Origin of the sequence: Stenotrophomonas sp. CCNWLW162 (assembly GCF_037203745.1) — a bacterium.
GTDB classification, from domain to species: domain Bacteria; phylum Pseudomonadota; class Gammaproteobacteria; order Xanthomonadales; family Xanthomonadaceae; genus Stenotrophomonas; species Stenotrophomonas maltophilia_AQ.
In genome coordinates this window covers 428,352-454,506 of sequence record NZ_JBBCBL010000003.1, presented here as the reverse complement: position 1 = coordinate 454,506, position 26,155 = coordinate 428,352, and the positions used below count along the sequence as shown (strand labels likewise).

The 26,155-nt window shown below is 66.7% G+C and carries 23 protein-coding genes and 1 riboswitch; of the genes, 16 read left to right on the top strand and 7 right to left on the bottom strand.

All coding sequences use genetic code 11. The annotated features are described in order from the left end of the window. The first annotated feature begins 4 nt into the window (after positions 1-4). Positions 5-2,152 (top strand): glycosyl transferase family protein, encoded by a 2,148-nt coding sequence (locus V9K93_RS10875; protein WP_337302545.1) that lies wholly within the window; start codon positions 5-7, stop codon positions 2,150-2,152. Then, complete coding sequence (locus tag V9K93_RS10870) at positions 2,149-4,986, top strand: NfrA family protein (protein ID WP_337302544.1); 2,838 nt, start codon at positions 2,149-2,151, stop codon at positions 4,984-4,986. The genes V9K93_RS10875 and V9K93_RS10870 overlap by 4 nt, the downstream gene beginning before the upstream one ends. On the opposite strand, the gene V9K93_RS10865 is transcribed toward V9K93_RS10870, so the two are convergent. The 4 genes from V9K93_RS10865 to ettA form a co-directional block, all read right to left on the bottom strand. Continuing rightward, positions 4,980-5,984, bottom strand: coding sequence for a DUF4434 domain-containing protein (locus V9K93_RS10865; RefSeq protein WP_337302543.1), 1,005 nt, complete (start codon positions 5,982-5,984; stop codon positions 4,980-4,982). The two genes, V9K93_RS10870 and V9K93_RS10865, sit on opposite strands and share 7 nt — an antisense overlap. A gap of 81 nt (positions 5,985-6,065) precedes the next feature. Beyond that, the gene (locus V9K93_RS10860; RefSeq protein WP_136639788.1) at positions 6,066-7,382 is read right to left on the bottom strand and encodes an NCS2 family permease; all 1,317 of its coding nucleotides are present in this window, start codon (positions 7,380-7,382) and stop codon (positions 6,066-6,068) included. A gap of 63 nt (positions 7,383-7,445) precedes the next feature. Beyond that, positions 7,446-8,135 (bottom strand): outer membrane protein, encoded by a 690-nt coding sequence (locus V9K93_RS10855; RefSeq protein WP_136639789.1) that lies wholly within the window; start codon positions 8,133-8,135, stop codon positions 7,446-7,448. Between the two features lie 245 nt (positions 8,136-8,380). Beyond that, positions 8,381-10,045: an energy-dependent translational throttle protein EttA gene (ettA, locus tag V9K93_RS10850; protein WP_046982668.1), complete on the bottom strand. Its 1,665-nt coding sequence runs from the start codon at positions 10,043-10,045 to the stop codon at positions 8,381-8,383. Between the two features lie 254 nt (positions 10,046-10,299). Between ettA and V9K93_RS10845 the strand changes: the two genes are divergently transcribed. From V9K93_RS10845 to ribD, 6 genes are all read left to right on the top strand, one after another. Then, positions 10,300-10,773, top strand: coding sequence for an RcnB family protein (locus V9K93_RS10845; protein ID WP_136639790.1), 474 nt, complete (start codon positions 10,300-10,302; stop codon positions 10,771-10,773). A gap of 180 nt (positions 10,774-10,953) precedes the next feature. Further along, the gene (glyA, locus tag V9K93_RS10840; protein ID WP_337302542.1) at positions 10,954-12,207 is read left to right on the top strand and encodes a serine hydroxymethyltransferase; all 1,254 of its coding nucleotides are present in this window, start codon (positions 10,954-10,956) and stop codon (positions 12,205-12,207) included. 124 nt (positions 12,208-12,331) lie between these two features. Next, the gene (locus tag V9K93_RS10835) at positions 12,332-12,751 is read left to right on the top strand and encodes a hypothetical protein (protein WP_153856276.1); all 420 of its coding nucleotides are present in this window, start codon (positions 12,332-12,334) and stop codon (positions 12,749-12,751) included. A 27-nt stretch (positions 12,752-12,778) separates the two neighbouring features. Further along, the gene (locus V9K93_RS10830; RefSeq protein ID WP_295378450.1) at positions 12,779-13,228 is read left to right on the top strand and encodes a hypothetical protein; all 450 of its coding nucleotides are present in this window, start codon (positions 12,779-12,781) and stop codon (positions 13,226-13,228) included. A 148-nt stretch (positions 13,229-13,376) separates the two neighbouring features. Then, positions 13,377-13,898, top strand: coding sequence for a transcriptional regulator NrdR (nrdR, locus tag V9K93_RS10825; RefSeq protein ID WP_004143350.1), 522 nt, complete (start codon positions 13,377-13,379; stop codon positions 13,896-13,898). An 88-nt stretch (positions 13,899-13,986) separates the two neighbouring features. Next, positions 13,987-15,072: a bifunctional diaminohydroxyphosphoribosylaminopyrimidine deaminase/5-amino-6-(5-phosphoribosylamino)uracil reductase RibD gene (gene ribD / locus V9K93_RS10820; RefSeq protein ID WP_253079749.1), complete on the top strand. Its 1,086-nt coding sequence runs from the start codon at positions 13,987-13,989 to the stop codon at positions 15,070-15,072. 8 nt (positions 15,073-15,080) lie between these two features. Here ribD and V9K93_RS10815 read toward each other — a convergent pair whose 3' ends face one another. The 3 genes from V9K93_RS10815 to V9K93_RS10805 all read right to left on the bottom strand — a co-directional run bounded on the left by V9K93_RS10815 (position 15,081) and on the right by V9K93_RS10805 (position 17,366). Continuing rightward, the gene (locus V9K93_RS10815) at positions 15,081-15,620 is read right to left on the bottom strand and encodes a hypothetical protein (protein ID WP_337302541.1); all 540 of its coding nucleotides are present in this window, start codon (positions 15,618-15,620) and stop codon (positions 15,081-15,083) included. Positions 15,621-15,708: 88 nt separating this feature from the next. After that, entirely contained in the window at positions 15,709-16,593 is an 885-nt protein-coding gene (locus tag V9K93_RS10810; protein WP_337302540.1) for a hypothetical protein, read from the bottom strand. 152 nt (positions 16,594-16,745) lie between these two features. Continuing rightward, positions 16,746-17,366 (bottom strand): hypothetical protein, encoded by a 621-nt coding sequence (locus V9K93_RS10805; protein ID WP_046982679.1) that lies wholly within the window; start codon positions 17,364-17,366, stop codon positions 16,746-16,748. Between the two features lie 305 nt (positions 17,367-17,671). Next, a riboswitch (FMN riboswitch) is annotated at positions 17,672-17,817 on the top strand. Positions 17,818-17,894: 77 nt separating this feature from the next. Between V9K93_RS10805 and V9K93_RS10800 the strand changes: the two genes are divergently transcribed. The 8 genes from V9K93_RS10800 to V9K93_RS10765 all read left to right on the top strand — a co-directional run bounded on the left by V9K93_RS10800 (position 17,895) and on the right by V9K93_RS10765 (position 26,129). Next, a complete protein-coding gene (locus V9K93_RS10800) occupies positions 17,895-18,497 on the top strand; it encodes a riboflavin synthase (RefSeq protein WP_088480869.1) in 603 nt (200 codons plus the stop codon). Beyond that, positions 18,494-19,594 carry a 3,4-dihydroxy-2-butanone-4-phosphate synthase gene (gene ribB, locus V9K93_RS10795; protein WP_136638844.1) on the top strand — a complete coding sequence of 367 codons (1,101 nt, stop codon included), beginning with the start codon at positions 18,494-18,496 and terminating at the stop codon, positions 19,592-19,594. The genes V9K93_RS10800 and ribB overlap by 4 nt, the downstream gene beginning before the upstream one ends. Before the next feature lie 159 nt (positions 19,595-19,753). Further along, positions 19,754-20,221 carry a 6,7-dimethyl-8-ribityllumazine synthase gene (gene ribH, locus V9K93_RS10790; RefSeq protein WP_025876639.1) on the top strand — a complete coding sequence of 156 codons (468 nt, stop codon included), beginning with the start codon at positions 19,754-19,756 and terminating at the stop codon, positions 20,219-20,221. Continuing rightward, positions 20,218-20,697, top strand: coding sequence for a transcription antitermination factor NusB (gene nusB / locus V9K93_RS10785; RefSeq protein WP_025876637.1), 480 nt, complete (start codon positions 20,218-20,220; stop codon positions 20,695-20,697). Before ribH ends, nusB begins: the two co-directional genes overlap by 4 nt. A gap of 120 nt (positions 20,698-20,817) precedes the next feature. After that, on the top strand, positions 20,818-21,780 hold the full coding sequence (gene thiL, locus V9K93_RS10780; RefSeq protein WP_099782816.1) for a thiamine-phosphate kinase: 963 nt from the start codon (positions 20,818-20,820) through the stop codon (positions 21,778-21,780). Between the two features lie 442 nt (positions 21,781-22,222). Continuing rightward, positions 22,223-22,957 (top strand): CS1 fimbrial subunit B flags: Precursor, encoded by a 735-nt coding sequence (locus V9K93_RS10775; protein ID WP_136638846.1) that lies wholly within the window; start codon positions 22,223-22,225, stop codon positions 22,955-22,957. A gap of 109 nt (positions 22,958-23,066) precedes the next feature. Next, positions 23,067-23,561 (top strand): CS1 type fimbrial major subunit, encoded by a 495-nt coding sequence (locus V9K93_RS10770; protein WP_025876629.1) that lies wholly within the window; start codon positions 23,067-23,069, stop codon positions 23,559-23,561. Positions 23,562-23,687: 126 nt separating this feature from the next. Next, positions 23,688-26,129: a TcfC E-set like domain-containing protein gene (locus V9K93_RS10765; protein WP_337302539.1), complete on the top strand. Its 2,442-nt coding sequence runs from the start codon at positions 23,688-23,690 to the stop codon at positions 26,127-26,129. The last annotated feature ends 26 nt before the right edge of the window (positions 26,130-26,155 follow it).

Here is a 26,155-nt window from a genome sequence, read left to right as displayed (position 1 = left end):
CACCGTGGACGGTCTGTTCTGGAACATCCAGCTGGCAAACTACTACGCCGCCCTGGAAACCACGGCGGCGGCGGTGGCCGTGCTGATCCTGATCTCCAGCCTCGATGACCTGTTCATCGATGTCTGGTACTGGGTGCGCGAGAGCTGGCGCGCGCTCACCATCAAGCGTCGCGAAGCGTATAAACCGCTGACCCAGGAAGACCTGCTGCAGCGGCCGCAACAGCCGCTGGCGATCATGGTGCCGGCGTGGATGGAGTACGACGTCATCGCGCAGATGGTGGAGAACATGATCAACGTACTCGACTACCGCGAGTACGTGGTGTTCGTCGGCACCTATCCCAACGACCAGCAGACCATCGATGAAGTCGAGCGCATGCGCCGCCGCTACAAGCGCCTGCGCCGCGTGGAAGTGCCGCATGACGGGCCGACCAGCAAGGCCGACTGCCTGAACTGGCTGATCCTGGCCATCTTCGATTACGAGAAGCGCCACGACATCGAGTTCGCCGGCGTGATCCTGCACGACAGCGAAGACGTGCTGCACCCGATGGAACTACGCTTCTACAACTACCTGCTGCCGCGCAAGGACATGATCCAGCTGCCGGTGACCTCGCTGGATCGCGAATGGTATGAGCTGGTGGCGGGCGTCTACATGGACGAATTCGCCGAATGGCACGCCAAGGATCTGGTGGTGCGCGAGAGCGTGTCCGGCATGGTGCCCTCCGCGGGCGTCGGTACTTGCTTCTCGCGGCGCGCGCTGCTGGCATTGAGTGCGCAGACCGACAACCAGCCCTTCAACACCGACAGCCTCACCGAGGACTACGACGTCGGTGCACGACTGGCGGCGATGGGCATGCAGTCGATCTTCGCGCGCTTCCCGGTGCAGTTCCGCGTGCGCCGTCCCTCGTGGTTCGGCTGGGGTCCGGTGCGCGAACGCACCCAGCAGATGGCCCTGTGCGTGCGCGAATACTTCCCCGACAACTTCCGCGCTTCCTACCGGCAGAAGGCACGCTGGGTGCTGGGCATCGGCCTGCAGAGCTGGGAGTCGCTGGGCTGGCGCGGCTCGCTGGCCACCAAGTACCTGCTGGCGCGCGACCGCAAGGGCATCATCACTTCGTTCGTCAGCATCATCGCCTACGTCATCTTCCTGCAGCTGCTGCTGTTCTGGCTGCTGAAGATGGCCGGGGTATGGACGATGCAGTTTCCCAGTGTGTTCCAGGCCGGTACCTGGCAGATGAACGTGGCGCTGCTGACCACGGCTGCATTGGTGACCCGCGTCGTGCAGCGTTTCTACTTCGTCAACCGGCTGTATGGCTGGGAGCATGCGCTGATGTCGATCCCGCGCATGGTGGTCGGCAACATGATCAATTTCATGGCCACCGCCCGCGCCTGGAAGGTGTTCCTGGCCTACCTGCTGTTCGGCAAGCGCATGGTCTGGGACAAGACCATGCACGATTTCCCGGATGCGGCGCAGCTGGTGCAGACCCGCAAGCAGCTGGGTGAACTGCTGGGCACCTGGCAGGCCGTTGAACCCGAACGCCTGCAGCTGGCGCTGGACCAGCAGCATGCCGGTCGGCAGCAGCCGCTCGGCCGCATCCTGCTTACCCAGGGTTGGTTGGATGATGAGACGCTGGCCGAGGCGATCGCCTTCCAGGGTGACCTGCAGCGCGCGGTGATCGATGTGGACTACCTGCGGGCCTGTCAGTTCCCGGTCAGTGCCGATGCCTGCGTGCAGTGGCGCATGCTGCCGCTGCCTCCACGCCAGGAGGGAACACTGCGGCTGGCAGTAGCCAGCCCATTACCCGAAGAAGCGTTGGCACTGCTGAAGCAGGAAACCCGCAGTGATCACGTCGAACAGAGCATTGCCCGCGAAAGCGAAATCAACGCTGGCCTGCGCCTGATCGGCGGCGACCGGCAATGGCACCTGAACAACGTGCCGCTGCTGGGCGACCTGCTGGTGGAGATGCGCCTGATCGACCACGCGCGCTTTGAGATTGCACTGGACGCGTACAAGCCGCAGCGCGACGGCCGCATCGGCGACTACCTGGTGAAGCAGGGCATCACCAGCGAAGAGGCCGTGGCCCAGGCCATGCAGGAACAACGCCGGCGCGCGGCCACGCTGCAGTCGCCGCCTCCCGGGGCCTTGCCGGCATGAAGACCACGCTGCTCTCCACCGTCATTGCCGTGGCATTGGCCACGGCCACCACCCCGGTGCTGGCACAGGCCGATGCGCCGCTGCCATTGTCCGGTGCGGCCTACCGCATCGCCGAGCAGGCCTTTGCCGCCTATGAACGTGGCGATTACCCCACCGCCTACCGGCAGTCCAGTGAAGCGATCCGGCTGCGCCCGGACGTGGTGCGGCTGCGCCTGCTGCAGATCTATGCGCTGCAGAAGCTCGGTCGTGGCGCAGAAGCGCAGCAGCAGGCGCGCCGTGCGCTGGACGTGGGGTTGAAGGATCCTGCCTTGCCTGCGCTGGCGGCGGCTACCGCTGCACGTAGCGCGTCCACGGACGGCAAGGGCGTGCGCACCGCATCCCCATCGCGTCCGGTCGGCAGCGCCGCAGACCGCGCCAAGCAGCGGGCCTACTCGCTGGCCACCGAGGCCTACGCGGCCTATGACGCCAAGCAGATGGGCGTGGCGGCCAGCAAGGCCGAACAGGCGTTCCGCCAGCAGCCGGGGCAGGGGGCGTGGGCGCTGTTGTGGGTAGCCGCACTGGAGGCCCAGCAGCAACCCGAGCAGGCCGACGCCGCGATCAGCACCGCGCTGCGGCTGGGCGCGCCCAACGTCGAGGAGCTGCGCGAAAGGCGTGCGGCGCTGGACCGCCAGCGCGCACTGCTGCAGGCTCAGCAGGCCTACCGATCACTGTCCGCACGTAACGATGCCGCCGCCATTGCACAGGCGCGCGCGGCAGTGGAACTGGCGCCGGATATGGCTTCCTACCGGCTGCTGTTGATCACCGCGCAGCTGCAGGGTGAGCAGCTGTCCGAGGCTGAACGTAGCGCGGACCTGGCACTGCAGACCGACGCCAAGGACCTCAATGCGCAGGTGATGCGGGGCTATCTGCGCCAGCGCCAGGGCAATTCGGTGCTCGCCAATGAGGACTTCGACACCGCACTCGCCACGCCCGGGCAATCAGCCCAGCAGCAGCGCAACGTGCGCCTGCTGGCGGTGGATGCGGCGCTGGCTGCAGGCGATCGGGAGCGTGCGGCTGCACTGCTGGCACCGCTGCAGGCAGCAGGTCCCGCAGGTGAAGGCGATGCACGGACACGGCAGCTGCTGCAGCAGGGCATCGAGCAACGCGCCAAGGCGATCCGCACCAGCGGCGAGCCTCCCCGAATGAGTGCGCAGAGCTACCCGGCTCCGTTCCAGCACTGCCAGGTGAGTGACACCGGCAACGCGTGCGAGCTGATGCCGGCCGACCTGCAGGGTGATGGCGGTGCCGCGCAGCGTGCCTACGCGGCTTACGCACGCCGGGACTACGCTGACGCCATCGTTGAGGCGCGGCAGGCCGCGCAACTCGCGCCGGAGGACGAGAACCTGCAGGGCTTGCTGACCACTACCCTGGCAGCGGGCAACCGCGGCCAGCAGGACGAAGCACGGCAGCGCCTCGGTGCGGCGCTGGCACAGCATTCTGATGACGCGGGTTCGCTGATGCAGCGTGGCTATCTCAACCAGAAGGCGGGTGACCCGGCACAGGCGCTGGCAGACTTCCGCGCCGCAGAGGCCACCGGCAAGGCGCCAAAGACCGTGGTGCTCGACCAGGCCTACGCCAGTGCCGCCAACGGCGACCATCCACAGGCGGTGACGCTGCTGCGCAGTGCCATTGATCGCGCCGATGCCGGCGAGCTGACACTGGATGAGCTTCAGCGCTACAACGTGCGCAATGCCATCGCCAACTATTCGCGCGAGTGGGGCGTGATTGCCTCGGCCGGTTTCCGAGGCGCACGCCAAGCCGCAACCAATGTCGGCGGTGCGGCGATCAGCACACCGGGCGATTCGGTGTTCAGTACGCTGGAGGCGTTCTGGCGGCCCCCGGCCTTCAACGACCGGCACGGCACGCTGGAGCTCTACGCGCGGCTGCTCAACACGCTGTATGACGAAGGCGGCACCTACGAATCCATCCGTGCGGTGGATCCCTGCACGGGTGAATCGACACCGGATGCACGCGCACGCGCCGAGCGCCTCAGTCATTCGCGTTCGACCACCGGCTGGCCGTCCACCATCGCGTCCTTCGGCATGCGCTATGCGTTCGGCCAGACTGGCCTGAGTGCCGGCATCGAGCGCCGCCAGTTCCTCGGCAGTGCCACCCGCCAGGGCGAGGTCTACCCCGCATCGGCGGCCGTGCAATGCCGCCTGCAGCTGGCGCTGAACCCACCACTGGAAGCCAGTACGCTGGCGCGATACCGGTTGGCCAGTGGCTCCGGTGGATGGATGTCCTACCTCACCTACGGCTACTACCACGGCACCGATCTACGCACCGATGTGAATCAGTGGTGGATGGTCAGTGGCTACGCGCAGGGGGGATATACCTGGGACGACAACGGTGCCACCTTCACCCTCGACGCGCTTGATGCCAACGGCACGCCGGTGCGGCGCCTTGGCGAGGCCAATGGCCGCCTGCATCGCGAACAGTGGTTCGCTGCCGGTGAACTGCGCGCCGGGCGAAGCTTCCGCTTCGGTGCAGGGCAGACCCACTGGGTGGTCACGCCGTACGTGGTGGTGGGAGCGGACTGGCTGGATCAGCGCTCGCGTGTGCGCGACATCCGTTACTCGCCGTTCCCGGCGCAGTCGTTCGCGCTCAACGATACGCAGCGCAGCTGGTCACTTGGCGCGGGCCCGGGCGTAGGCGTGCGCTACTGGTTCCGCGAGGACCACTACAACGCTCCACGTTCCTACCTGGATCTGACCGTGCAGTACCGCATCGCCATCGGCGGTGGCGATACGCAACGCGCCAAGGGCCTGTTCGCCACCGCCATCCTCTATTACTGAGGCAGGCCCCAGCGTCGCCGCAACGCTGCGGCCTGCGGCGTATCCTGGGTCAGCCACGGCTCCAGCGCATAGACCAGCACGTGTTGCGCGCCGCTGTCGCGTGCCCACGCGAGCTGGCGCTGGATGCGCGCGGCGTCGGCGGTTTCGCCCTTGAACGCGCTGCCGTCGGCAGGGCCGCCGGGCAGTTCGCGGAACAACTCAACGATCGCATCGAAACCGATGCTGTGTGCATGGAAATGATCGAGCAGCGGTTGCAGCTGCTGCACGTTGCCGGCACCGGTCACCCCCACGCCGTCCTGCACCATGGGCCGCACCGCCGCTTGGGCCAGCACGGCCTGCCACAACGTGACCAGGTTGCCGTCGGTCTGCAGGCGGCTGAAGTAGCAGGACATCGCGCAGTCGCCGCCGCGTGCGCTGGCGGCCTGCACCAGCCCGTGCAGCCACTGCGCCAGCCATTGCTGGCGGGCCGGATCGGCCCAGTGGTACTGCTCCAGTTCGTAGGGCAGGTACCAGCCCCCGAAGGCCGGCTGCTGTGCCCAGGGCGCCTGTGCCAACCAGCTGCGTGCGTGCGCCAGGCTCTCGGCCAGGAAGGCCTGCAGCGTTGCGTCGTCTGCGCCGATGGCCTGCCACCAGCGTTGCTGGAAGGGCAGGCCGACGCGGATGCGGATGTCGTTCTCGCTGGCAGCGGTGAACAGCTGCTGCAGGCTGCCGTCGGGCAATGACCAGTCGCCGTCGCTGCCACCGACGATGCCGGTCCACTGCAGCACCAGCTGCCGGCAGCCCAGCGTACGTGCAAGCTTCAGGGAACGCTGCCAGTCGGCCAGGCCCCACTGCAGGTGGCTGCGCCACGGCTGCAGGAAGGTGCCATCGATCTGCACCGGCAGCGAGCAGCCGGGCTGGGTGGTCAGCGCAGCGGCCAGCGGTGCCAGCACTGCCGTACGCAGCAGCCGGCGGCGCAACGGCGAGGACGGATCAGCAGGAAGGACTGGCGGCGGCATGCCCGCATCATCCCAAAGCACCGTGCGCGGCAGGTGAACCACCGCCGGTAGTGCCGGCCGCTGGCCGGCACCGCCCAACGCTTACTCCAGCGCGTAGCGCAGGGTGAACAGCAGCGCCACCAGCCACACCGCCGGATGCACTTCGCGCCAGCGCCCGGTACCGGCCTTCAGTGCGGCATAGGCGATGAAGCCGAACGCCAGGCCATTGGCAATCGAGTAGGTGAATGGCATCGCCAGCGCACACAGCGCGGCCGGCACCGATTCGGTCAGGTCGCTCCAGTCCACTTCCACCAGTTCGCGCAGCATCAGGCCGGCCACGAACAGCAGTGCTGGCGCGGTGGCGTAGCTGGGCACCATCGCCGCCAGCGGCGAGAACAGCAGCGCGGCCAGGAACAGCGCCGACACCACCAGCGCGGTCAGGCCGGTACGGCCACCGACCTGCACGCCCGAGGCGCTTTCAGCGAAGGCGGTGGTGCTGCTGGTGCCGAGCATCGAACCGGCCACGATCGCGGTGCTGTCGGCCAGCAGAGCGCGGCCGAAACGCTTCTGCGCGCCCGGCAGCTTCAGCAGGCCGGCGCGGCCGACCACGCCGTACAGCGTGCCGGTGGCATCGAACACTTCCACCAGCACGAACACTAGCACCACCTGCAGCAGCACAGCGATCGGCGCGCCGCCGTCATGGTGCAGCAGGCCCGGCAGGTCCAGCTGCAGGAAGGTGGGTGCCAGGCTCGGCGGCAGCGAGACCAGGCCCTGGTACTGCACGTCGCCCAGTGCCCAGCCAGCGCCGGTCACCGCCAGGATGCCGATCAGGATCGCACCGCGGATGCGGCGCGCTTCCAGCACCGCGATCAGCAGGAAGCCGGCCAGCGCCAGCAGCGGCGGTGCCGTGTTCAACGGGCCCAGCGCCACCAGCGTGTCTTCATTGCCGACGATCACGCCGGATTTCTGCAGCGCGATGATCGCCAGGAACAGGCCGATGCCGGCCACGATCGCCGAGCGCAGCGACGAAGGAATGCCCGACACCAACCACGCGCGTACACCGGTCAGCGACAGCACCAGGAACACCAGGCCGGAGATGAACACCGCCCCCAGTGCCTGCTGCCACGGCAGGCCGGCGGCACCGACCACGGTGAAGGCGAAGAACGCGTTCAGGCCCATGCCCGGTGCCATGCCCACCGGGAAATTGGCGGCCAGTGCCATCACCGCCGAACCCAGTGCAGCGGCCAGGCAGGTGGCCACGAACACGGCGCCGGCGTCCATGCCGGTGGTGCCGAGGATCTCGGGGTTCACGAAGACGATGTAGGACATCGTCAGGAAGGTGGTGACACCGGCCAGCAGCTCGGTGCGCACGGTGGTGCCGTGCTGCTGCAGCTGGAACAGGCGCTCGAACAGGGACATCGCAGATCTCTCGTACCTGCGCGCCCTGCCGCCCGAAGGACCGGCGGGTGCGTCGCCAGGCGGTTAGAAGTGGTAGTTCAACTTCAGCGTAACGCTGCTGTAGCTGGTATGGAAGCTGCGTCGCGCCGCAGCCGGGTAGTTGGGATCTTCCAGGTAAACCGGGCTGGAGCCCAGATGGGTGTAACGGTACTCCGCACCCGCCGAAAGCTGGTCGCTGAAGCGGTACAGCACGCCCGCGCCGACGTTCGCGCCGGTGGATACATGGGATGCGCGGGTTTCAAATTCGGCCACGCGGCAGCCGTTGGTGGCCTCCACCAGCGACTTGTCGCAGCCCAGCGAAAACTCCTGACGGGCCACGCTCACGCCGGCGCTGACGTACGGCAGCCACTGGCCTGCCGCGTAACCCAGCGTCAGGTTGACTGCGCCCGAACGGGTCACCGAATCCTTGCCGTAGTAAGGGCTGTACTGGTGGTTGTCGCGGTCCTTCCACTCCTGGTTGACGCTGCCGAAGGAAAGGGTGCCTTCGATCCCGGCAACCACATTGTTGTCGAACTGCCAGTTGCGGCCGACCTGCAGCCCGCCAGCGAAGCCACGGATGCTTTTTTCAGAGGCATTGGCGTTGCTGCGGTCCTGGCTGTGGCCTTCGCCATGGCTGGCATGGGCACCCAGGTAGATGCCTTCCCAGTTCGCCGGCGCGGCCGCGGCAGTGCCCGACAGCAGCAGCGCTGCCGTGGTGGAGATCAGTGCTTTCATGGTGTTTTCCTACGAGGGGGATGAATCGGGTGCGTAGGAAAACCGAAGCGTTGGGCCGGGAACATACAACGAGTTGCAAAGTACGGAGGATGCCGTGTGCGACAAGGAATCAACACTGCTTTACACGGGCAGCCTTCAGCCGGGTGGCGTTGAAGCGCGTCGCGAAGAGGCCAAAAGCGTCAATAAAAATCGATTGCGGCCCATGAAAGGCGAAAGGCCGCGCGAGCGCGGCCTTTCGTTCTTGCTTACTTCAGCGCCTTGAAGCGCAGGCGCTTCGGCGCAGCGTCGTCGCCCATGCGGCGGCGCTTGTCTTCCTCGTACTCGCGGTAGTTGCCCTGGAAGAACTCCACGTGCGAATCGCCTTCGAACGCCAGGATGTGGGTCGCGATGCGATCCAGGAACCAGCGGTCATGCGAGATGACGAAGGTGTTGCCCGGGAACTCCAGCAGCGCATCTTCCAGCGCACGCAGGGTTTCGATGTCCAGGTCGTTGGACGGTTCGTCGAGCAGCAGCACGTTGCCACCCTGCAGCAGGGTCTTGGCCATGTGCAGGCGGCCACGCTCACCACCGGACAGCGAACCGACCATCTTCTGCTGGTCCTGGCCCTTGAAGTTGAAGCGGCCGATGTAGGCGCGCGACTGGATCTCGATGCCGTTGATGTTGAGGATGTCCAGGCCGCCAGCGATTTCCTGGAAGACGTTGTGGTTGCCTTCCAGCGCGTCGCGGCTCTGGTCCACGTAGGACAGCTTCACGGTCGGGCCGACCACGATCTCGCCGGTGTCCGGCTTTTCCTGGCCGGTGATCATCTTGAACAGGGTCGACTTACCGGCACCGTTGGGGCCGATGATGCCGACGATAGCGCCGGCCGGCACCAGGAAGCTCAGGTTGTCGAACAGCAGGCGGTCGCCGAACTTCTTCGAGACGTTCTTGAACTCCATCACCGCCTGGCCCAGGCGCTCGCCCGGCGGGATGAAGATTTCATTGGTCTCGTTGCGCTTCTGGTAATCGACCGACTGCAGCTCTTCAAGGCGGGCCAGACGGGCCTTGCCCTTGGTACGGCCGCCCTTGGCATTCTGGCGCGACCACTCCAGCTCCTTCTGGATCGCCTTCTGGCGGGCCTTTTCCTGATTGTCTTCCTGCTTCAGGCGCTCATCCTTCTGGGTCAGCCAGTCGGTGTAGTTGCCCTTCCACGGAATGCCGCGGCCGCGGTCCAGTTCCAGGATCCACTCGGCGGCGTTGTCCAGGAAGTAGCGATCATGGGTAACGGCCACGACGGTGCCGGTGTAGCGCGCCAGGAACTGTTCCAGCCATTCCACCGACTCGGCGTCGAGGTGGTTGGTCGGTTCGTCCAGCAGCAGCATGTCCGGCTTCTGCAGCAGCAGGCGGCACAGCGCCACACGGCGCTTCTCACCACCGGACAGCTTGCCGACGATGGCATCCCACGGCGGCAGGCGCAGCGCATCGGCGGCCACGTCCAGCTGGTTTTCCAGGGTGTGCGCATCGCCCGCGGCGAGGATCGCCTCCAGGCGCTCCTGTTCCTTGGCCAGGGCGTCGAAGTCGGCGCCTTCTTCGGCATAGGCCGCGTACACCGCTTCCAGCGCAGCCTGCGCCTGCAGCACTTCGCCCACGCCTTCCTCGACCGCTTCACGCACGGTCTTGGTCGGGTCCAGCTCCGGTTCCTGCGCCAGGTAGCCGACCTTGATGCCAGCCTGCGGGCGGGCTTCGCCCTCGAAATCGGTGTCCACGCCGGCCATGATCTTCAGCACGGTGGACTTGCCGGCGCCGTTCAGGCCCAGCAGGCCGATCTTCGCGCCCGGGAAGAACGACAGCGAGATGTCCTTGATGATCTGCCGCTTGGGCGGGACCACCTTGGACACGCGGTTCATGGTGTAGATGTATTGCGAGGACATGAGGTCTCCGTAGGCGCGGCCCTGCGCCCGATCCGTCACGGGGAGCTTCCCGTTGCGGCAGCGGGCACAGACTGAAAAGGAATACCGCCAATTATAGCCGGAACCGGTTCCGCGCCGCGCCCGGGAAGGGCTGCCGGGCTGGCTGCGGCCTGAATACTCCGTCACAGTCCCGCGGCAGGAAGCGTTTCCAGCTGGAAACGGTTCAGATCGGGTGCGCAATATGGGCTCACCACCCACCCAAGCAGAGGTCTGACATGCGCATCAATCGAGTAATGGCCGGAGCCGTGGCCTCTGTGCTGGCGCTCGGCGCGGTGGCCCCGGCCTTCGCCGACAACGATCACCGCCGCGACCATGACCGCCGCGAGTGGCGCGAGGATCGCCGCGAATGGCGCCAGGATCGCCGTGAGTGGGAACGTGATCGCCGCGAGGCCCGGCGCGACTATCGCCAGGACCGCCGTGAATGGCACCGCGACCATGACCGTTACTACCGCCCAGCGCCGCCGCGCGTGGTCTATCGCCCAGCCTATGGCCCGGGCTATGGCTGGAAGGTCGGCCACCGCTACCGCGACTATTACCGCGGCCCGATCTACGTGGTGAACGACTATCCGCGCTATCACCTGCGCCGCCCGCCGTACGGGCACCAATGGATCCGCGATGACCGCGGCAACATGTTGCTGGTGGCCATCGCAACCGGCGTGATCGCCCAGTACGTGCTCAGCAACCGCTGAAGATCGCGGCAGGGGGCGGATCCCTTTCCACCGGAAAGGCCTCTGACCCCACTGACGAAACCATACGGGGCCGGATTCCTTCGGGGATGCCGGCCCCGTCCTTTTCGGCCCCAGCAGGCCGGTGCGGGGCTACAATCAAGGGCTGAGTCGTACCCCTTTCCCTGCCTGCTGGAGTACCCGATGTTCCCGCGTGACGTCCGCATCGAATCCTACGATCCCGAACTGGCCAAGGCCATCGCCGCTGAGACCCAGCGCCAGGAAGACCACGTCGAGCTGATCGCCAGCGAGAACTACACCAGCCCGGCGGTGATGGAAGCCCAGGGCAGCCAGCTGACCAACAAGTACGCCGAAGGCTACCCGGGCAAGCGCTACTACGGTGGTTGCGAATACGTGGACATCGCCGAGCAGCTGGCGATCGACCGCCTGAAGCAGCTGTTCGGCGCCGACTACGCCAACGTGCAGCCCCACAGTGGTTCGCAGGCCAACCAGGCCGTTTACTTCGCCCTGCTGCAGCCGGGTGACGCCATTCTTGGCATGAGCCTGGCCCACGGCGGCCACCTCACCCACGGTGCCAAGGTGAACGCCTCGGGCAAGCTGTTCAACGCCGTGCAGTACGGCGTGAACGACCAGGGCCTGATCGATTACGACGAAGTCGAGCGCCTGGCCCTGGAGCACAAGCCGAAGATGGTCGTGGCCGGCTTCTCGGCCTACTCGCAGGTGATCGACTGGGCGCGCTTCCGTGCCATCGCCGACAAGGTCGGTGCCTACCTGTTCGTCGACATGGCCCACGTTGCAGGCCTGGTCGCCGCAGGCGTCTACCCGAGCCCGCTGGAACACGCCCATGTGGTCACCTCGACCACCCACAAGACCCTGCGCGGCCCGCGTGGCGGCATCATCGTCGCCAAGGGCGCCGACGAAGACCTGGTCAAGAAGCTGCAGTCGATCGTGTTCCCGGGTATCCAGGGCGGTCCGCTGATGCACGTCATCGCCGGCAAGGCCGTGGCCTTCAAGGAAGCGCTGGAACCGGGCTTCAAGGCCTACCAGCAGCAGGTGGTGAAGAACGCCCAGGCGATGGCCAACACGCTCATCGCGCGCGGCTACAAGATCGTCTCCGGTGGCACCCAGAACCACCTGATGCTGGTCGACATGATCGGCAAGAACGTGTCCGGCAAGGATGCGGAAGCCGCGCTGGGCAAGGCCCACATCACTGTCAATAAGAACTCGGTGCCGAACGACCCGCGTTCGCCGTTCGTCACTTCGGGCCTGCGCCTGGGCACCCCGGCGGTGACCACCCGCGGCTACGTCGAGCAGGACTGCGTGGACCTGGCCAACTGGATCGCCGACGTGCTCGACGCGCCGAGCGATGACGCCGTCATCGCCCGCGTGCGCGACGCCGTCAGCGCGCAGTGCCGCAAGTATCCGGTCTACGGCTGATCGAAGCAGGGGTTAGAGCCCTTTCCTGACGGAAAGGGATCCGACCCCGAAACCCGGATCGAAGCCGGGGTCGGATCCCTTCCCGCAGGGAAGGGCTCTGACCCCTGCACTGGAGTAACCGCGCATGGATGAGCGCCACCTCAAGTACCTCTACACCGCGCTGGCGGTGCTGTTTGGCCTGCCCAGCCTGGCGATGGGCGGCGCGGCGGCGACGATGCTGCTGCTGATGGGGCTGGGCCAGTTCGGCCATGGCACGCTGGCCTCGGTGACGGTGATGCCGCTGTGGGGCCTGGCCGGCATTGCCGGCTGCCTGGCCTGGTTGTGGCTCAGCGCGGGTTTTCTGCTGCAGGGGCGTGCCGGGCTGCACGTGCACCGCCTCTGGTGGTGGATGCTGCTGGCGGGCGGTCTCGCCGCCTTGCCTCCGCTGGGGCTGGCGCTGTGGTGGGGCATCGCCGTGCACGGCGAAGGCATCGGCTTGTTGCTGTTGGGCCCGTCGATGCTGGTGCCGGCTGCAATGCTGGTGTGGATCAAACGCCGCGCATGACGCGGCCCAGGGAAGGAAATCGAACGCATGGATGAGCGTCTGCACAAACGCTGGATGGCGATCGCCGGCCTGCTGGTAGGCCTGCCCACCGTGGCGGCAGGCGGCACAGGTGCCGTGCTGGGGTTGATGGTCGTATGGGACGGCAAGTACCTGACGGGCGACGAGCACAGGCTGTTGCTGCTGTGGTCATTGGCCGGAATCCTGGGCGTGTTGTCCTGGTTGTGGCTGAGCGGTCTCTTCCTGTGGCGCGGGGTTACCGGCCTGCGTCACTCCCCGGTTGTCGCCTGGGTAGGGCTGGCGCTGGGGGCTCTGGCTGCATTGGGCGTGGTTGCCGCCACGCTGTACTTCACCTTCAAGCACGGGGAGATCTCGACCCTGGCCTTCCTTGGCTTTGGCCCACCGCTGCTGGTGATGGCGGGGCACCTGGTGTGGTTGCGCTGGGCTCGCGCCGCCTCGGTGCCGCCCGCACCCGGTTGAGTGGGTAGTCCAGACCTCGCTGGACGATTGGATTGGCTGAAATGCAGGTGCTTCCGCGCAGCCAGCATTTGCTGCTGCGGCCCTTCTCAGGTACCTTTGCGACGCTGCCATGACCGTGGCAATAGGTACTCCCTGAGCCAGGCGTTCAATGCACTGCCCCTTCTGCCAACATGCCGATACCCGGGTCATCGACTCGCGCGTCTCCGAAGACGGCGCGACGATCCGTCGTCGGCGTGAATGCGAAGCTTGCGGCGAGCGCTTCAGCACCATGGAAACGGTCGAACTGAAGCTGCCCGCCATCGTCAAGAGCGATGGCACCCGCGAGGCGTTCGACCAGCGCAAGGTGCGTGCAGGCTTCGACCGCGCGCTGCAGAAGCGTGCCGTGGCCGAAGACAAGATCGAAGCGGCGGTACGCGCCGTGGTCCATCAGCTGCGCATCAGCGGTGAGCGCGAAGTGCCCTCGATCAAGGTCGGCGAGTTCGTGATGAACGAACTGCGCAAGCTCGACCATGTCGGCTATGTGCGCTTCGCTTCGGTCTATCGCAGCTTCGAGGACGTGGCCGATTTCCGCGAGGAGATCGAGAAGCTTGAACGCGACCTGCCTTCCAGTACCGAACAGCTGCAGCTGCTGGGCGATGTGATTGCCCTGACCAAGAAGAAGAAGGGCTGACCGCCCCGGTAGATGCCAACCTTGGTTGGCGCCGTACGCTTCATCCACGCATGGCGTGGATCAACACCGGCGGCGTTACCATGGCCGCATGACCACCCTGTTCTCCGTCCTCGACCACCTGCACATGGCCAACGCACTGCGTCTGGCCGAGCGTGCCGCCTACACCACCCGCCCCAACCCGATGGTGGGCTGCGTCATTGCCCACGGCGAACGTGTGGTCGGGCAGGGCTGGCACCAGCGTGCTGGCGGCCCGCATGCCGAAGTGTTCGCATTGCGCGAAGCCGGCAGCGAAGCACGTGGAGCTACTGCCTACGTCACCCTGGAACCGTGCGCGCATTACGGCCGCACGCCGCCGTGCGCGTTGGCGCTGATCGAAGCTGGTGTGTCGCGCGTGGTCGCGGCGATGCGCGATCCATTCCCGAAGGTCGATGGCGGGGGCTTTGACCTGCTGCGCAACGCCGGCATCGACGTTGCCGAGGGCTTGATGGCGGCGCAGGCGCGCGAACTCAACAAGGGCTTCCTGTCCCGCGTGGAGCGCGGCCGTCCGTGGCTGCGGGTGAAACTGGCCGCCAGCCTCGATGGCCGTACCGCGATGGCCGACGGCAGCTCGAAGTGGATCACCGGCCCCGCCGCTCGCGAGGACGTGCAGCACTGGCGCGCGCGCGCGGGCGCGATCCTCACCGGCGCCGACACCGTGATCGCCGACGACCCGATGCTGACCGTGCGCCTGGCCGACACCGAAGTGTTGCCGCCACTGCGCGTGGTCCTCGATTCACGCCTGCGCTCGCTGGAATGCAGCCGTGTGCGCGAAGGTGGAGGTCCGACGCTGTACCTGCACGATGCGATGGTCAGCCCGCCTGACGCAGCCGACGCGGCCTTCGCCAGCGTAGCCATGCGCCACGGCCGACTTGATCTGGGCGCGGTGCTGGCTCTGCTGGCCGAACGCGGTATCAACGAGGTGCATACCGAAGCCGGTGCAACCCTGGCCGGCGCGCTGGTGCGTGGTGGCTGGGTGGACGAACTGCTGCTTTACCAAGCACCCACACTGCTGGGCGACAGCGGCCGCCCACTGCTGGCCGACCTCGGCATCGGCGCGATGGACCAGCAGCGCCGACTGCGCGTGATCGACCAGCGCCAGGTGGGCGACGACCTGCGCCTGCTGCTGCGGGCATGAAAAGGGGTTCAACGATCCTCGCCAGGCGGGTGCTCGTTCCACTCGAAGAACGGCAGGAACGCATCGGCCAGCCCGCCCATCAGCGGCGAGGGGTTCTGTACGCGCCAAGCGCCACCGTCATGATCGCGCTCGAAGGACACGGTGATGATCCTCTCCCGGTTCGGGGCCGTCGCGATCATCTGCGTATACGCCGTGACCAGTTCGCTCGACATCTGCGGTGGATGTGGTCCGTTGAATGGCACCGGATGCGCACGATAGACGGGCAGCAGGGCCGTCAGGTCCGGCAGGTGGCAACGGTAGTCAACATCGGCGACGTCTGCCTGCGGATGATGCACGCTGCCGACACTGCAACGCACCGATGTCTGGCGCCTGCGCAGGGCCGCGGCGGCCTGCGGCCAATCGGCCATTTCAGGCGCTTGCTCGAGATGGCTTACGCTCGCCAGCGCCGCCGCGATCGCCGGGCCCTTGGCTGTACCCAGATAGCGGCCCAGCTCGGCCTGGGCCGCGGTATCGCCGTGCACGATCACCTGTGCGTACAGCTCGAACACGTGTCCGGACGTCGGCACAGGCGGCGCCGCCTGTGCCGCAACCGGGGCCAGCAATGCAGCCAGCCCCAGTCGCTTCAGCGCAGCGAACTCACGCGCACGCATCGGTCCACATCATCTCGGCCATCGGACGCAGCGCCTTGCACTCCTGCGTCATCTCATCGGCCGACTTCACCTGCGCCTTGGCCTTCAGTTCCTCGGCCATCGCATCCACGCCGCTGATCTGGTCCGGCGCGATCTTCGCCACGCAGGCGCGGTGCTGCTGCAGCAACAGGTCGCAGCCAGGTACGCCGGTTACCTTCGGCGCGTTGGCCGCCTGCGCGTCCTGCATCCAGTCCTCGAACGGGGCCAGCGCACCGGCGACGGTGCCCACCAGGTCATCGAAGTTGCCGCTGTACCAGTAGCCGTTGTCCTTGGCCGGGTACAGGGTGAAGGTGCCGCTGACCGGCACGCGCGCGCCACTCTGCAGTGCCTGTGTGTAGGCGTCGGTGAACTGCTTGCGCGAGGCCGGGGTGGCATCGGCGGCCAGGCTGGCGGCGAACAGCGGGCGGACCTTGCCCAGGTCGGGCACCTGGCAGCTGAAGGTGATCCGCGCCAGCTTCTGGTCGTCCACGTATTCGTTGTCTTCGATCACGCTCTTGGTCGCGCGGCACTTCGAATCGCGCAGGGCCTTGGCATACAGCGCTTCGGTGGCGGCGGCGTCGGCCTTGGCGCCGGCGCTTGCGAGCACCGTCTGCCAGGGTTCGGCCAACGCCTTGGCCAGCGCACCCGGGGACGGTGTCACTGCATCCTGGCCCTCGAACGCCGGCTTCAGTGCGTCGTTGAGCGCACGCGTGGCGGCAGCGTCGTCCTCCAGCAGGGTGCGTGCATACAGGTCGAACGCCTGTTCGGGCGACAGCGTGGCCGGGGCGGCCGTGGCGACCAGCGGGGCGCACAGCAGCACGCTGGCCAGAAGGGTACGGGTGGGGGTCTTCATGACGGTGTTTTCCTGTTCCAGAGGCGCGCAAGACTAGCGCATCTGCCCACGCTTTCGATGGCGAGAAGCAGCCAGGTGACGGTGCGCAGCGGACAAAAAAACGGGCCCCTTGCGGGGCCCGTTCGATCGCACGACGAGGAGCGATCGTTGGATCAGAAGCTGGCGCGGACGCCGGCGGAGTACTGGGTAACGTCGCGGTAGCCGGAGATCTCACCCACCAGACCCCAGGTCTTGGTGAAGTTGATCTGGCCACCGAGAGTGCCGACCCAGGTGCCCTTGTAGTTGTTGCCGCCGTCCATGTAGCCGGCCTTGGCCCAGGCTTCGGTCATGCGCGACGGCTTGCCGCGGATGCCCATGGTGGCGCGGGCCAGGTTGGTGTGGTCCTTGTAGCGGTCGCTGTAGCCGTCGTAACGATCGGTCAGTTCAGCGTTCTGACGCACCCAGGCGATGTCGGCGGTGAAGTCGACGCGGTCGGTCCACGGCATGTGGTAGCCGATGCCCAGCTCCGGCTGATTCAGTTCAACCTTCAGCGAGCCATCGCTGTAGTGGTAGGTCTTGCTGGTGCGCGACCAGCCACCGAACACGTAGACCTGCTCGGCCACGGCGACCGAGCCACGCAGGTAGCCACCGTCGACCTTCGGGTCGTCCAGTGCGTTGTCGTCAACCTTGACCTGCGTCCAGCCGCCTTCGACGTAGGTGTAGCTCAGGGCGTCGGCGGAGGCCGAGAACGGAGCGGCGGCCAGCAGAGCGGCCACGATCAGGATCTTGCGCATGGGAATTCCTGTGAATTTCAGTCCATTGGCGGGTCTGCCCAGCGGGCGGCCCGTGGCGACCTCATGTCGTCCGGTGCGCATGTTAATGAAATTTTTACAGATTGCGAGCGACGGCCGTCACAGGCTGGGGCGGGCCGGGGTTGGGGGTCGGATCTGTTTCCCATCGGGAAACGGCTCTGACCCCAGTCCTGCTGCGCCACCGGTCCCTGGGCTCAGAGCCCTTTCCTGCGGAAAGGGATCCGACCCCGTCATCCACCCCGTTCAGCAGGGGCTGGTACACTACGCCGGCCGGTTCGCCGGTACACAAACGTCTTCAGGGCGGGGTGCAATTCCCCACCGGCGGTAGGTGCGCAAGCACGAGCCCGCGAGCGCCCCGGCCTTACCGTCGGGGGTCAGCAGATCCGGTCCAATGCCGGAGCCGACGGTATAGTCCGGATGAAAGAAGACGGTGCCACAGGGCCTTTGCGGCCCTGCGCCCGCCTGTTTGCCTTGCGGCGTTTTTCGCTCACTTTTCGCGGAGAACGTTACTTGTTTACTGGAATCATCGAAGGCGTCGGCCGTCTGGCCGCACGCGAATCCATCGGCGGCGATGTCCGCTTTACTTTCAATGTCGGGAATCTGCCGTTCGACAACGTGCAGATGGGCGAGAGCATCGCCATCAACGGCGTCTGCCTCACCGTCATCGCATTCGACGCCGGCAGCTTCCAGGCCGATGCGTCCACCGAGACCCTGGGCCTGACCACGCTGGGTCAACTGGCCGAAGGTGCGGTCATCAACCTCGAACGTGCCATGCGCCCGACCGACCGCCTCGGCGGCCATCTGGTCAGCGGCCACGTCGACGGCCTCGGCCAGGTCCTGTCCATCCATGAAGATGCGCGTGCCCAGCGCTGGCGTTTCGCCGCGCCGGCCGCCCTGCGCCGCTACATCGCCAAGAAGGGCTCGATCTGCGTGGACGGCGTCAGCCTCACCGTCAACGAAGTGGACGACGAGGGCTTTGAAGTGGCGCTGATCCCGCACACCGTGGCCAATACTGCGTTCTCCGCCACCGGCGTGGGCAGCGCGATCAACCTGGAAATCGATCTGGTCGCTCGTTATGTCGAGCGGTTGTTGGGTGAAGGAGCCCGCGCATGAACTTCGCCCCCATTCCCGACATCCTGGAAGACATCCGCCTCGGCCGCATGGTCGTCATCGTCGATGACGAAGACCGCGAGAACGAAGGCGACCTGATCATGGCTGCGGAGCTGGTCAAGCCGTCGGACATCAACTTCATGGTCACCCATGGCCGCGGCCTGGTGTGCCTGCCGCTTACCCGCACCCGCGCCGCCGACCTCGGCCTGGCGCCGATGGTGCAGGCCAATACCGCGCAGTTCCAGACCAACTTCACCGTCAGCATCGAAGCGGCCGAGGGCGTGACCACCGGCATCTCGGCACACGACCGCGCGCACACTATCCGCACCGCGGTGAAGCCCAATGCCAAGCCGTCGGACCTGCACCAGCCGGGCCACATCTTCCCGCTGATCGCCCAGCCCGGTGGCGTGCTGACCCGCGCCGGCCACACCGAAGCCGGCGTCGACCTGGCCATGCTGGCCGGACTGGAACCGGCCGGTGTGCTGGTGGAGATCCTCAACCCGGACGGCAGCATGGCGCGCCGCCCGGAGCTGGAAGTGTTCGCCCGCGAGCACGGCCTGAAGATGGGCTCCATCGCCGACCTGATCGCCTACCGCTTGGCCACCGAAAAGACCGTCGAGCGCGTGGACGAACGCGAGATCGAGACCGAGTTCGGCCCGTTCAAGCTGGTCACCTACCGCGACCGCATCGCCCACGACCTGCATTTCGCCCTGGTCCGCGGCACCCCGGATGCGGACACGCCCACCCTGGTGCGCGTGCAGGTGGAAAACCCGCTGGCCGACCTGCTGCACTGGCGCCGCGATGACTTCGGCGTGGCGGCCACCGATGCCCTGCGTGCCATCGATGCCGAAGGCAGTGGCGTGATGGTGGTGCTGTCGGCCCCGCGCGATGGCGAAGGCCTGCTGGCCCGCCTGCGCCAGCAGCCGGCGCCGGTCGTGCCGGGCAAGGACAAGGACGTGAGCCAGTGGCGCCGCAACGGTGCCGGCGCGCAGATCCTGTCCGACCTGGGCCTGGGCAAGCTGCGCGTGCTGGGCACCCCGCGCCGCCAGATCGGCCTGGCCGGCTACGGCCTGGAAGTGGTGGAGACGGTCACCCCGTAACCCGCTCGGTGTGCCGACCAACGGTCGGCACCCACAAAGGGGCGGCCCACTGCAGCTGGTGGGTGCCGACCGTTGGTCGGCACGCCCCCGGGCCCCCGCCAGCCACGGCCGGGGCCCATCCACGGTAGAATTACCCCTTAATCGAATCCCAAGCCGCATATGAGCCACTACGAAGGCGATCTTCGCACTCCCGAGTCGGCGCGCTTCGCCATCCTGGCCAGCCGCTGGAACGCCCGCATCACCGATGTGCTGGTTGCTGGCGCCCGCCAGAGCCTGGCCGGCAACGGCATTGCCGAAGCCAACATCGACGTGATCCGCGTGCCGGGTGCCTGGGAGCTGCCGCTGGTCGCCGCGCGCCTGGCCGCCGCCCATGAACACGCCGCCATCCTCACCCTGGGCTGCGTGATCCGTGGCGACACCCGCCACTACGAACACGTGGCCGACCGCTGTGCCGAAGGCCTGATGCGCGTGCAGCTGGACTTCGGCGTGCCGGTGCTGAACGGCGTGCTGGCCGTGGAACGCGTGGAAGATGCCGAGGCCCGCGCAGGCGGCAGCCACGGCAACAAGGGCGAGGAAGTCGCGCTCGCCGCATTGGAAATGGTCAACCTTCTGGAGCAGCTGCCATGAACAAGAACACCCAGGGCAAGCCCTCCGGTAAACCCGTCCGCCGCGATGGCATCGATCCGGTGCTGCGCTCGCGCGCGCGCCGTCGTGCCGTGCAGGCCATCTATGCCTGGCAGATCTCCGGCGGCAACGGCCAGTCGCTGATCGCCCAGTTCGCCCACGAACAGGCCCGCGAAATCGCCGACCTGGCGTACTTCGAAGCGCTGGTGCATGGCGTGCTCGACAACCGTCGCGACATCGACGAAGCCTTCGGCCCGTACCTGGACCGTGGCATCGACGAAGTGGACGCGATCGAACGCGCCGTGCTGCGCCTGGCCGGTTACGAACTGCGTTACCGCCTGGACGTGCCGTACCGCGTGGTGATCAACGAAGCCATCGAATCGGCCAAGCGCTTCGGTTCCGAACATGGCCACACCTACGTCAACGGCGTGCTGGATCGTGCCGCCGTGGAATGGCGCAAGGTCGAATCGGGTCACTGACCCACCTGTGGTAATGCCGGCCGCTGGCCGGCAACTGCAGGGATTCTGAGGTTGCCGGCCTGCGGCCGGCACTACCGCCCACCGCGCACGGCGCGGCACGTACAAACGCGGGAGCGCCCCATGTCCCTGGCCGAATTCGCCCTCATCGACCGCATCCGCGCCCGCACCGTCGAGCGCGACGATATCGTGCTCGGCATCGGCGATGACGCCGCGCTGCTGCAGCCGCGCCCGAACGAGCAACTGGTGGTCACCGCCGACACGCTCAACAGCGGCGTGCATTTCCCGGCCGAGACCCCGGCGTTCGACATCGGCTGGAAGACGCTGGCCGTCAACCTGTCCGACCTCGCCGCGATGGGCGCGCGCCCGGCCTGGTGCACGCTGGCGCTGTCGCTGCCCGAAGCCAGCGAAGACTGGATCGATGCCTTCGCCGATGGCTTCTTCGCCCTGGCCGACCAGCACGACATCGCCCTGATTGGCGGTGACACCACGCGTGGCCCGCTGTCGCTGTCGGTCACCGCGATGGGCCAGGTGTCACGCGGCCAGGCGCTGCGTCGTGATCGCGCACAGATTGGCGATGACATCTGGGTCAGCGGCACCCTCGGCGATGCTGCCGGTGCGCTGCGCCTGTGGCAGCAGGGCGCATTGAACGTCACCGCCGCCACCCTGCTGGCCGACTACGAAACCCTGCGCCTGCGCCTGCTGCGTCCCACCCCGCGCGTCACCCTGGGCCTGCGCCTGCGTGCATTCGCGCATGCCGCCGTCGACGTCTCCGACGGCCTGCTGGCCGACCTGGGCCACATCGCTGCACGCAGCGGTGTACGCGCCGAAGTCGATGCCGATGCATTGCCGATGTCGTCGGCACTGCGCGAACTGCTCGGCCGCGATGGCGCCCGTGACTGCGCGCTGCACGGCGGCGACGACTACGAACTGTGCTTCACCGCCGCCGCCGACCAGCGCGACGCGCTGCACTACGTCGCCGAATCGCTGGACGTGCCGATCACCCGCATCGGCCGCATCATGGAAGGGCAGGGTGTGCACACCGAAGGCCACGACGGCCCGAGCGGATACGAGCACTTCGCCTGACACATGAGAACGCCGGGCATGGCCCGGCGCTACGGTGTTGCTCTGGTAGGTGCCAACCTTGGTTGGCACGGATGTAACCGCTCTGCGCGCCGCCTCTTTGGCGTAACCCTTAAACGTGCGGAACGGGCGTGCCACTTCGTGGCCGAATCGCTGGGCGCGCCGATCACCCGCACCGGCCGCATCATGGAAGGGCAGGGCGTGCACGCCGAAGGCCACGGCCCGAGCGGAGACGAGCATTTCGCCTGAGTGCGGCAGGGATTCGTGTCCTGCCGGTACGCGGCAGCGGGCAAGGTGCCTTGATTGCCGGCCATGCTGGCAGCACGGGCGATGAGCATTTAGGAATCGTCCGAATTCGACGCTGCGCGCTTCGGCTTACAACTAATTTCATAGCGGGGCGTTTGACGCAACGACACACTCCACGCTCCTGAAAACGAGCGGTCCCATGTCACGTGTCGTCCATGTCCTGCTGCTGTGTGCGCTGGCGTTCCCCAGTCACGCCGGTGCACCGCAGATCAATGTCGGCGTCCTCTTCGACTACCTGCAGCCCGGCAGCAGCAACCTGCTCAAACGCATCCGCAATACCGGCGCTGGCACCGCCTACGTCCGGGTGGAAGTGGCAGAGATCTTTTTCGATGCCGATGACAACCCCGTCGAAGTTCCGGTGGATGCGCCGTCGCTGGTGCGCAACGCGCCTGGGGCGCGTGGGGTCATCGCCAGTCCCAGTCGCCTGATCATCGCAGGCAACGGCCAGCAGGCCACACGTCTGGTATATCGGGGCCTGCGCGACGAGGAACGCTACTACCGCCTGCGTTTCGTGCCGGTGGCGCCCAGTGCCGAGGAATTCTCGCTCAGCGAGGAACAGGCACAGCAGGCCGCAGAGCTTTCCTCGGCCATCCGCGTGTTCACCGGCTTCGGCACCGTGCTGTTCATCGCGCCACAACACCCGCGCTATGACACCCGCATCGAGTCCGGCCAGATCCACAACCACGGCAACGCCACCATTGTTCTGGAAAACCTGCGCCAGTGCGAGCGGGCCAAGGTCGACGCCTGTACGCCCGGAATCATCGTGCACGTACGCCCCGGCCGCTCTCACGTGCTGGCGTCTGACGATACGCATTTCATCCGTTACGACCTGAAGGAGGGCGAACGCCAGCGCAGCATCGACAGTCGCCGCTGACCGTCCGTCCCCCACCAACGCCATTGTCCCGCCCGGGCCCGCCAGGAGTCCGATGGGACTGCTTTGCCCTTGTCCTGGCTTTTGTACCCACTCACCCTGGAGTATCTGAATGTCCTTCTTGAAACACGCGATGGCGGCTGCGGCAGTCCTGCTCATCACCCCGGCCGTCAGCTTTGCGGCTACCGAAACCAAATCGATCACCGTCAATGTGTCGGCTGATGTTCCCAACGTTGCCGGCCTGCAGGTGTCCACGCCGGACGGCTGGGAAGGCCTGCCGCAGAATCTGCCGTGGGATACCGCACGCCAGGTGCTCGGCGAACTGACCGGTCGCGTGATCAACGTGAAGTCGCCGGCTGCCATCACCGCCTATCTGTCCGCCCCGGCGCAGATGGCATCGGCCGCGGACGTCGTGGATCTGGCGGTGAAACTGGACAACGTGGTCGTGCCGGCAACGGCCGCCGCCAAGATCACCGTTGCCAACGCAGCCCAGGCCGCATCCGGCAAGTCTCTGGCCTTCGCCATCGCGCCTACCGAACCGGGCGGCGGTTACAAGCAGGGTACTTACGGCGGTCAGTTCCACATGATCTTCGAAAGCGACATCTGACGCCTGCCGAGCTATGTGCCTTCCTGCCCCACCGCGCGTGCGGCAGGAGGGCCAATGTCATCTATGCGCCTTTCACACCTACCTCCGCGACCGGTTCCGCTGCGACTGGCTGTTGCCATTGCCGCCATGCTTGCTGCTGCCTCGGCGCAGGCGACCGCAGGCGTGCCAGACGCACAGGTCAGCCTGCTGGAGCAGCGCGACCGCATGCCTGCGGAGTTCCGCGAGCATCTGTTCGGCAATCCGCTGACCGTGCGCGTGGAACTGGAAGGGCAGTACCTGGGCGACGCCGAAGTACTGCTGCATGAAGACAACCGCGTACAGCTGATCGGCTTCGTCGAAAGCATCGACAGCCCATGGCCGCAGAGCGAGCGCACGCGCTGGGCCGAGCAGCTGGCCGAACCGCTGCCGCTTGGCATATGCGCGCCGCAGTGCCGTGGCCTGGCCGCGCTGCACTACAGTCTGGCCAATTCGCTGCTGAGCCTGTTGACGCCGGCAACTGCCAGTGCGGAACAACGCAACATTGCCCTGCCGGCGTCCGGCAGCCACGGCTTGATCGTACGTAACAGCCTGGCCGTGCATGGCGGCCAGGACCAGCCGGCCAGCGCACGCTACAGCGCTGAACTGAGTGGCAGCATCGGTCTGTGGAGCACGGTTGGCAGCTACCAGTACTACGCCCAACCCGGCAGCACGGAGCACTATCTCAGTGCGTTGTATGCACAACGCGAGCTCGGCGATCATTTCGTCCGCGCGGGCTATTTCCTGCCCACGTTCGAGGGCATCATCCGCCAGCCACGCGCGCCTGGTACGCAGAATGACACCGCACTGGGAGTGATGTTCGGTTCGTCGGATGTACTGCTGGCCGACACGCGCAGCGCCAGCGTCTATCCGGTCTATGTCACCGCCAACCGCGACGGTGTGGTGGAGATTCTGCGCGACGGCAACCTGCTGGCCACACAGGCCGTGAAGCCGGGCGTGCAGGAGATCGACACGCGTCGCCTGCCAGGCGGCATCTACGACGTGGTACTGCGGGTCATTGAAGACGGGCAGGAGGCCTCGCGCGAAACCGCCTCGATCCACAAACCCAGCCGTTGGCGCGATCCCACCCGGCGCTGGCGCTACAGCGCGTTCGCCGGCCAGCAGCGCAGCCTGCTCGACAGCGATCGTTCAATGCAGGAAGGCGAGATCGCCGCCGGTGCGGTGGTCAACTACCTGCTGCACCCGCGCGCAGTGGCCGGTGCCACCGTGCAGCAGATCGGCACGCGCCGCGCCACCGGCCTGTCGATGGACTGGCAGGCCAGTGATCGCTTCAGCGCCTACACCAATTTCTACACCTCCAGCGATGCAGGGCGCGGCGTGGATCTGCAGGGACTGTATCGCTACCGTGCCGGTTCGGTGGTCGCCAACCACGCGCGCAGCTGGGCAGAGCAGCGTCATCGGCTGCCCGCCAGCGAGGGTGCTCCGCCACGTTGGGAAACCCGGGGAGGCTGGCAGGACACCACGGCCGTATCGATCACCCATCGCTTCAGTCACCGCGACAATGCGAGCCTGCGCGTGGCCCGCAGTTCCGGCCTCACCCGTGGCACCGGCATCGACGTGTCCTACGGTCGCCGCGAAACCCTGTTCGGCAGGCATGACGTCAACTGGCGTGTCTCGGCCTACGACCGTCCGGGCAGCCGCTTCACCCACTATCGCCGCCAGCGCGGCATCGATCTGACCGTCAGCGTGTCTCTCGGCAGCGAGCGTCGCAGCTACAGCGGCAGCCTGGGCAGCCGGACCGGCGAAGCCGGCCAGCGCGACGGCTACGTCACCGCGGTCGCCACCCAGCGTGTGGATGGGAAGATCCTGCGCAGCGTCAATGGCATGGTCACAGCTGAACGCAGCGGCATTGGCGCGGGCGCCGGTGCCTATCTGCAGAGTCCACTGCTGGAAGGCGATGTGCAGCTGTATCGCGGTGCCAGTTCTGGCCACGTTGGCGGCAGCGCCAACCTGGACAGCACCGTGGTGATCGGGGGAGGACATGCTGCCGTGCTGGGCCAAGGACGCAGCGGCAGCGTGGACACCGGCATCATCGTCGACGTGCGCAGTGACTTCCGCGATATCACGTTGCGTGCCGACGACAGTCGTGGCGGTGGCGTGCAGCTGCGCCCGGGACGCAACTTCGTTCCGGTCACCGCCTATCGTGCGGGACAGGTGCAGTTCGACTTCCACGGCCGGCACGCACCTGCGGCGGCCCTGCAGCCGTCGACCATCAGCTACCACCTCAACAAGGGCGGCGTGGTGCATACCACGGTGGATGTACTGCGCACCTTCACCGTGATGGGGCAGGTACTGGATGCCGATGGCAACGGCATCCGCGGGGTGCAGGTGATCAACCACGTCGGCCGCAGCGTCAGCCAGGAAGAAGGCTTCTTCACCCTTGAACTCAGCGCACGCGCGCCGGTGGTCGAGTTGCGCTATCCGAACCGGATCAGCTGTGTGCTGACCATGGAGGAGGGCCGTCACCCGCGCGAAGGCGATGTACTGATGGTGGGCGGCATCGGTTGTCCGCCGTCGGTGGTCGCGCACTAGCCCATTGTTCCGACGAACCAGGCAGG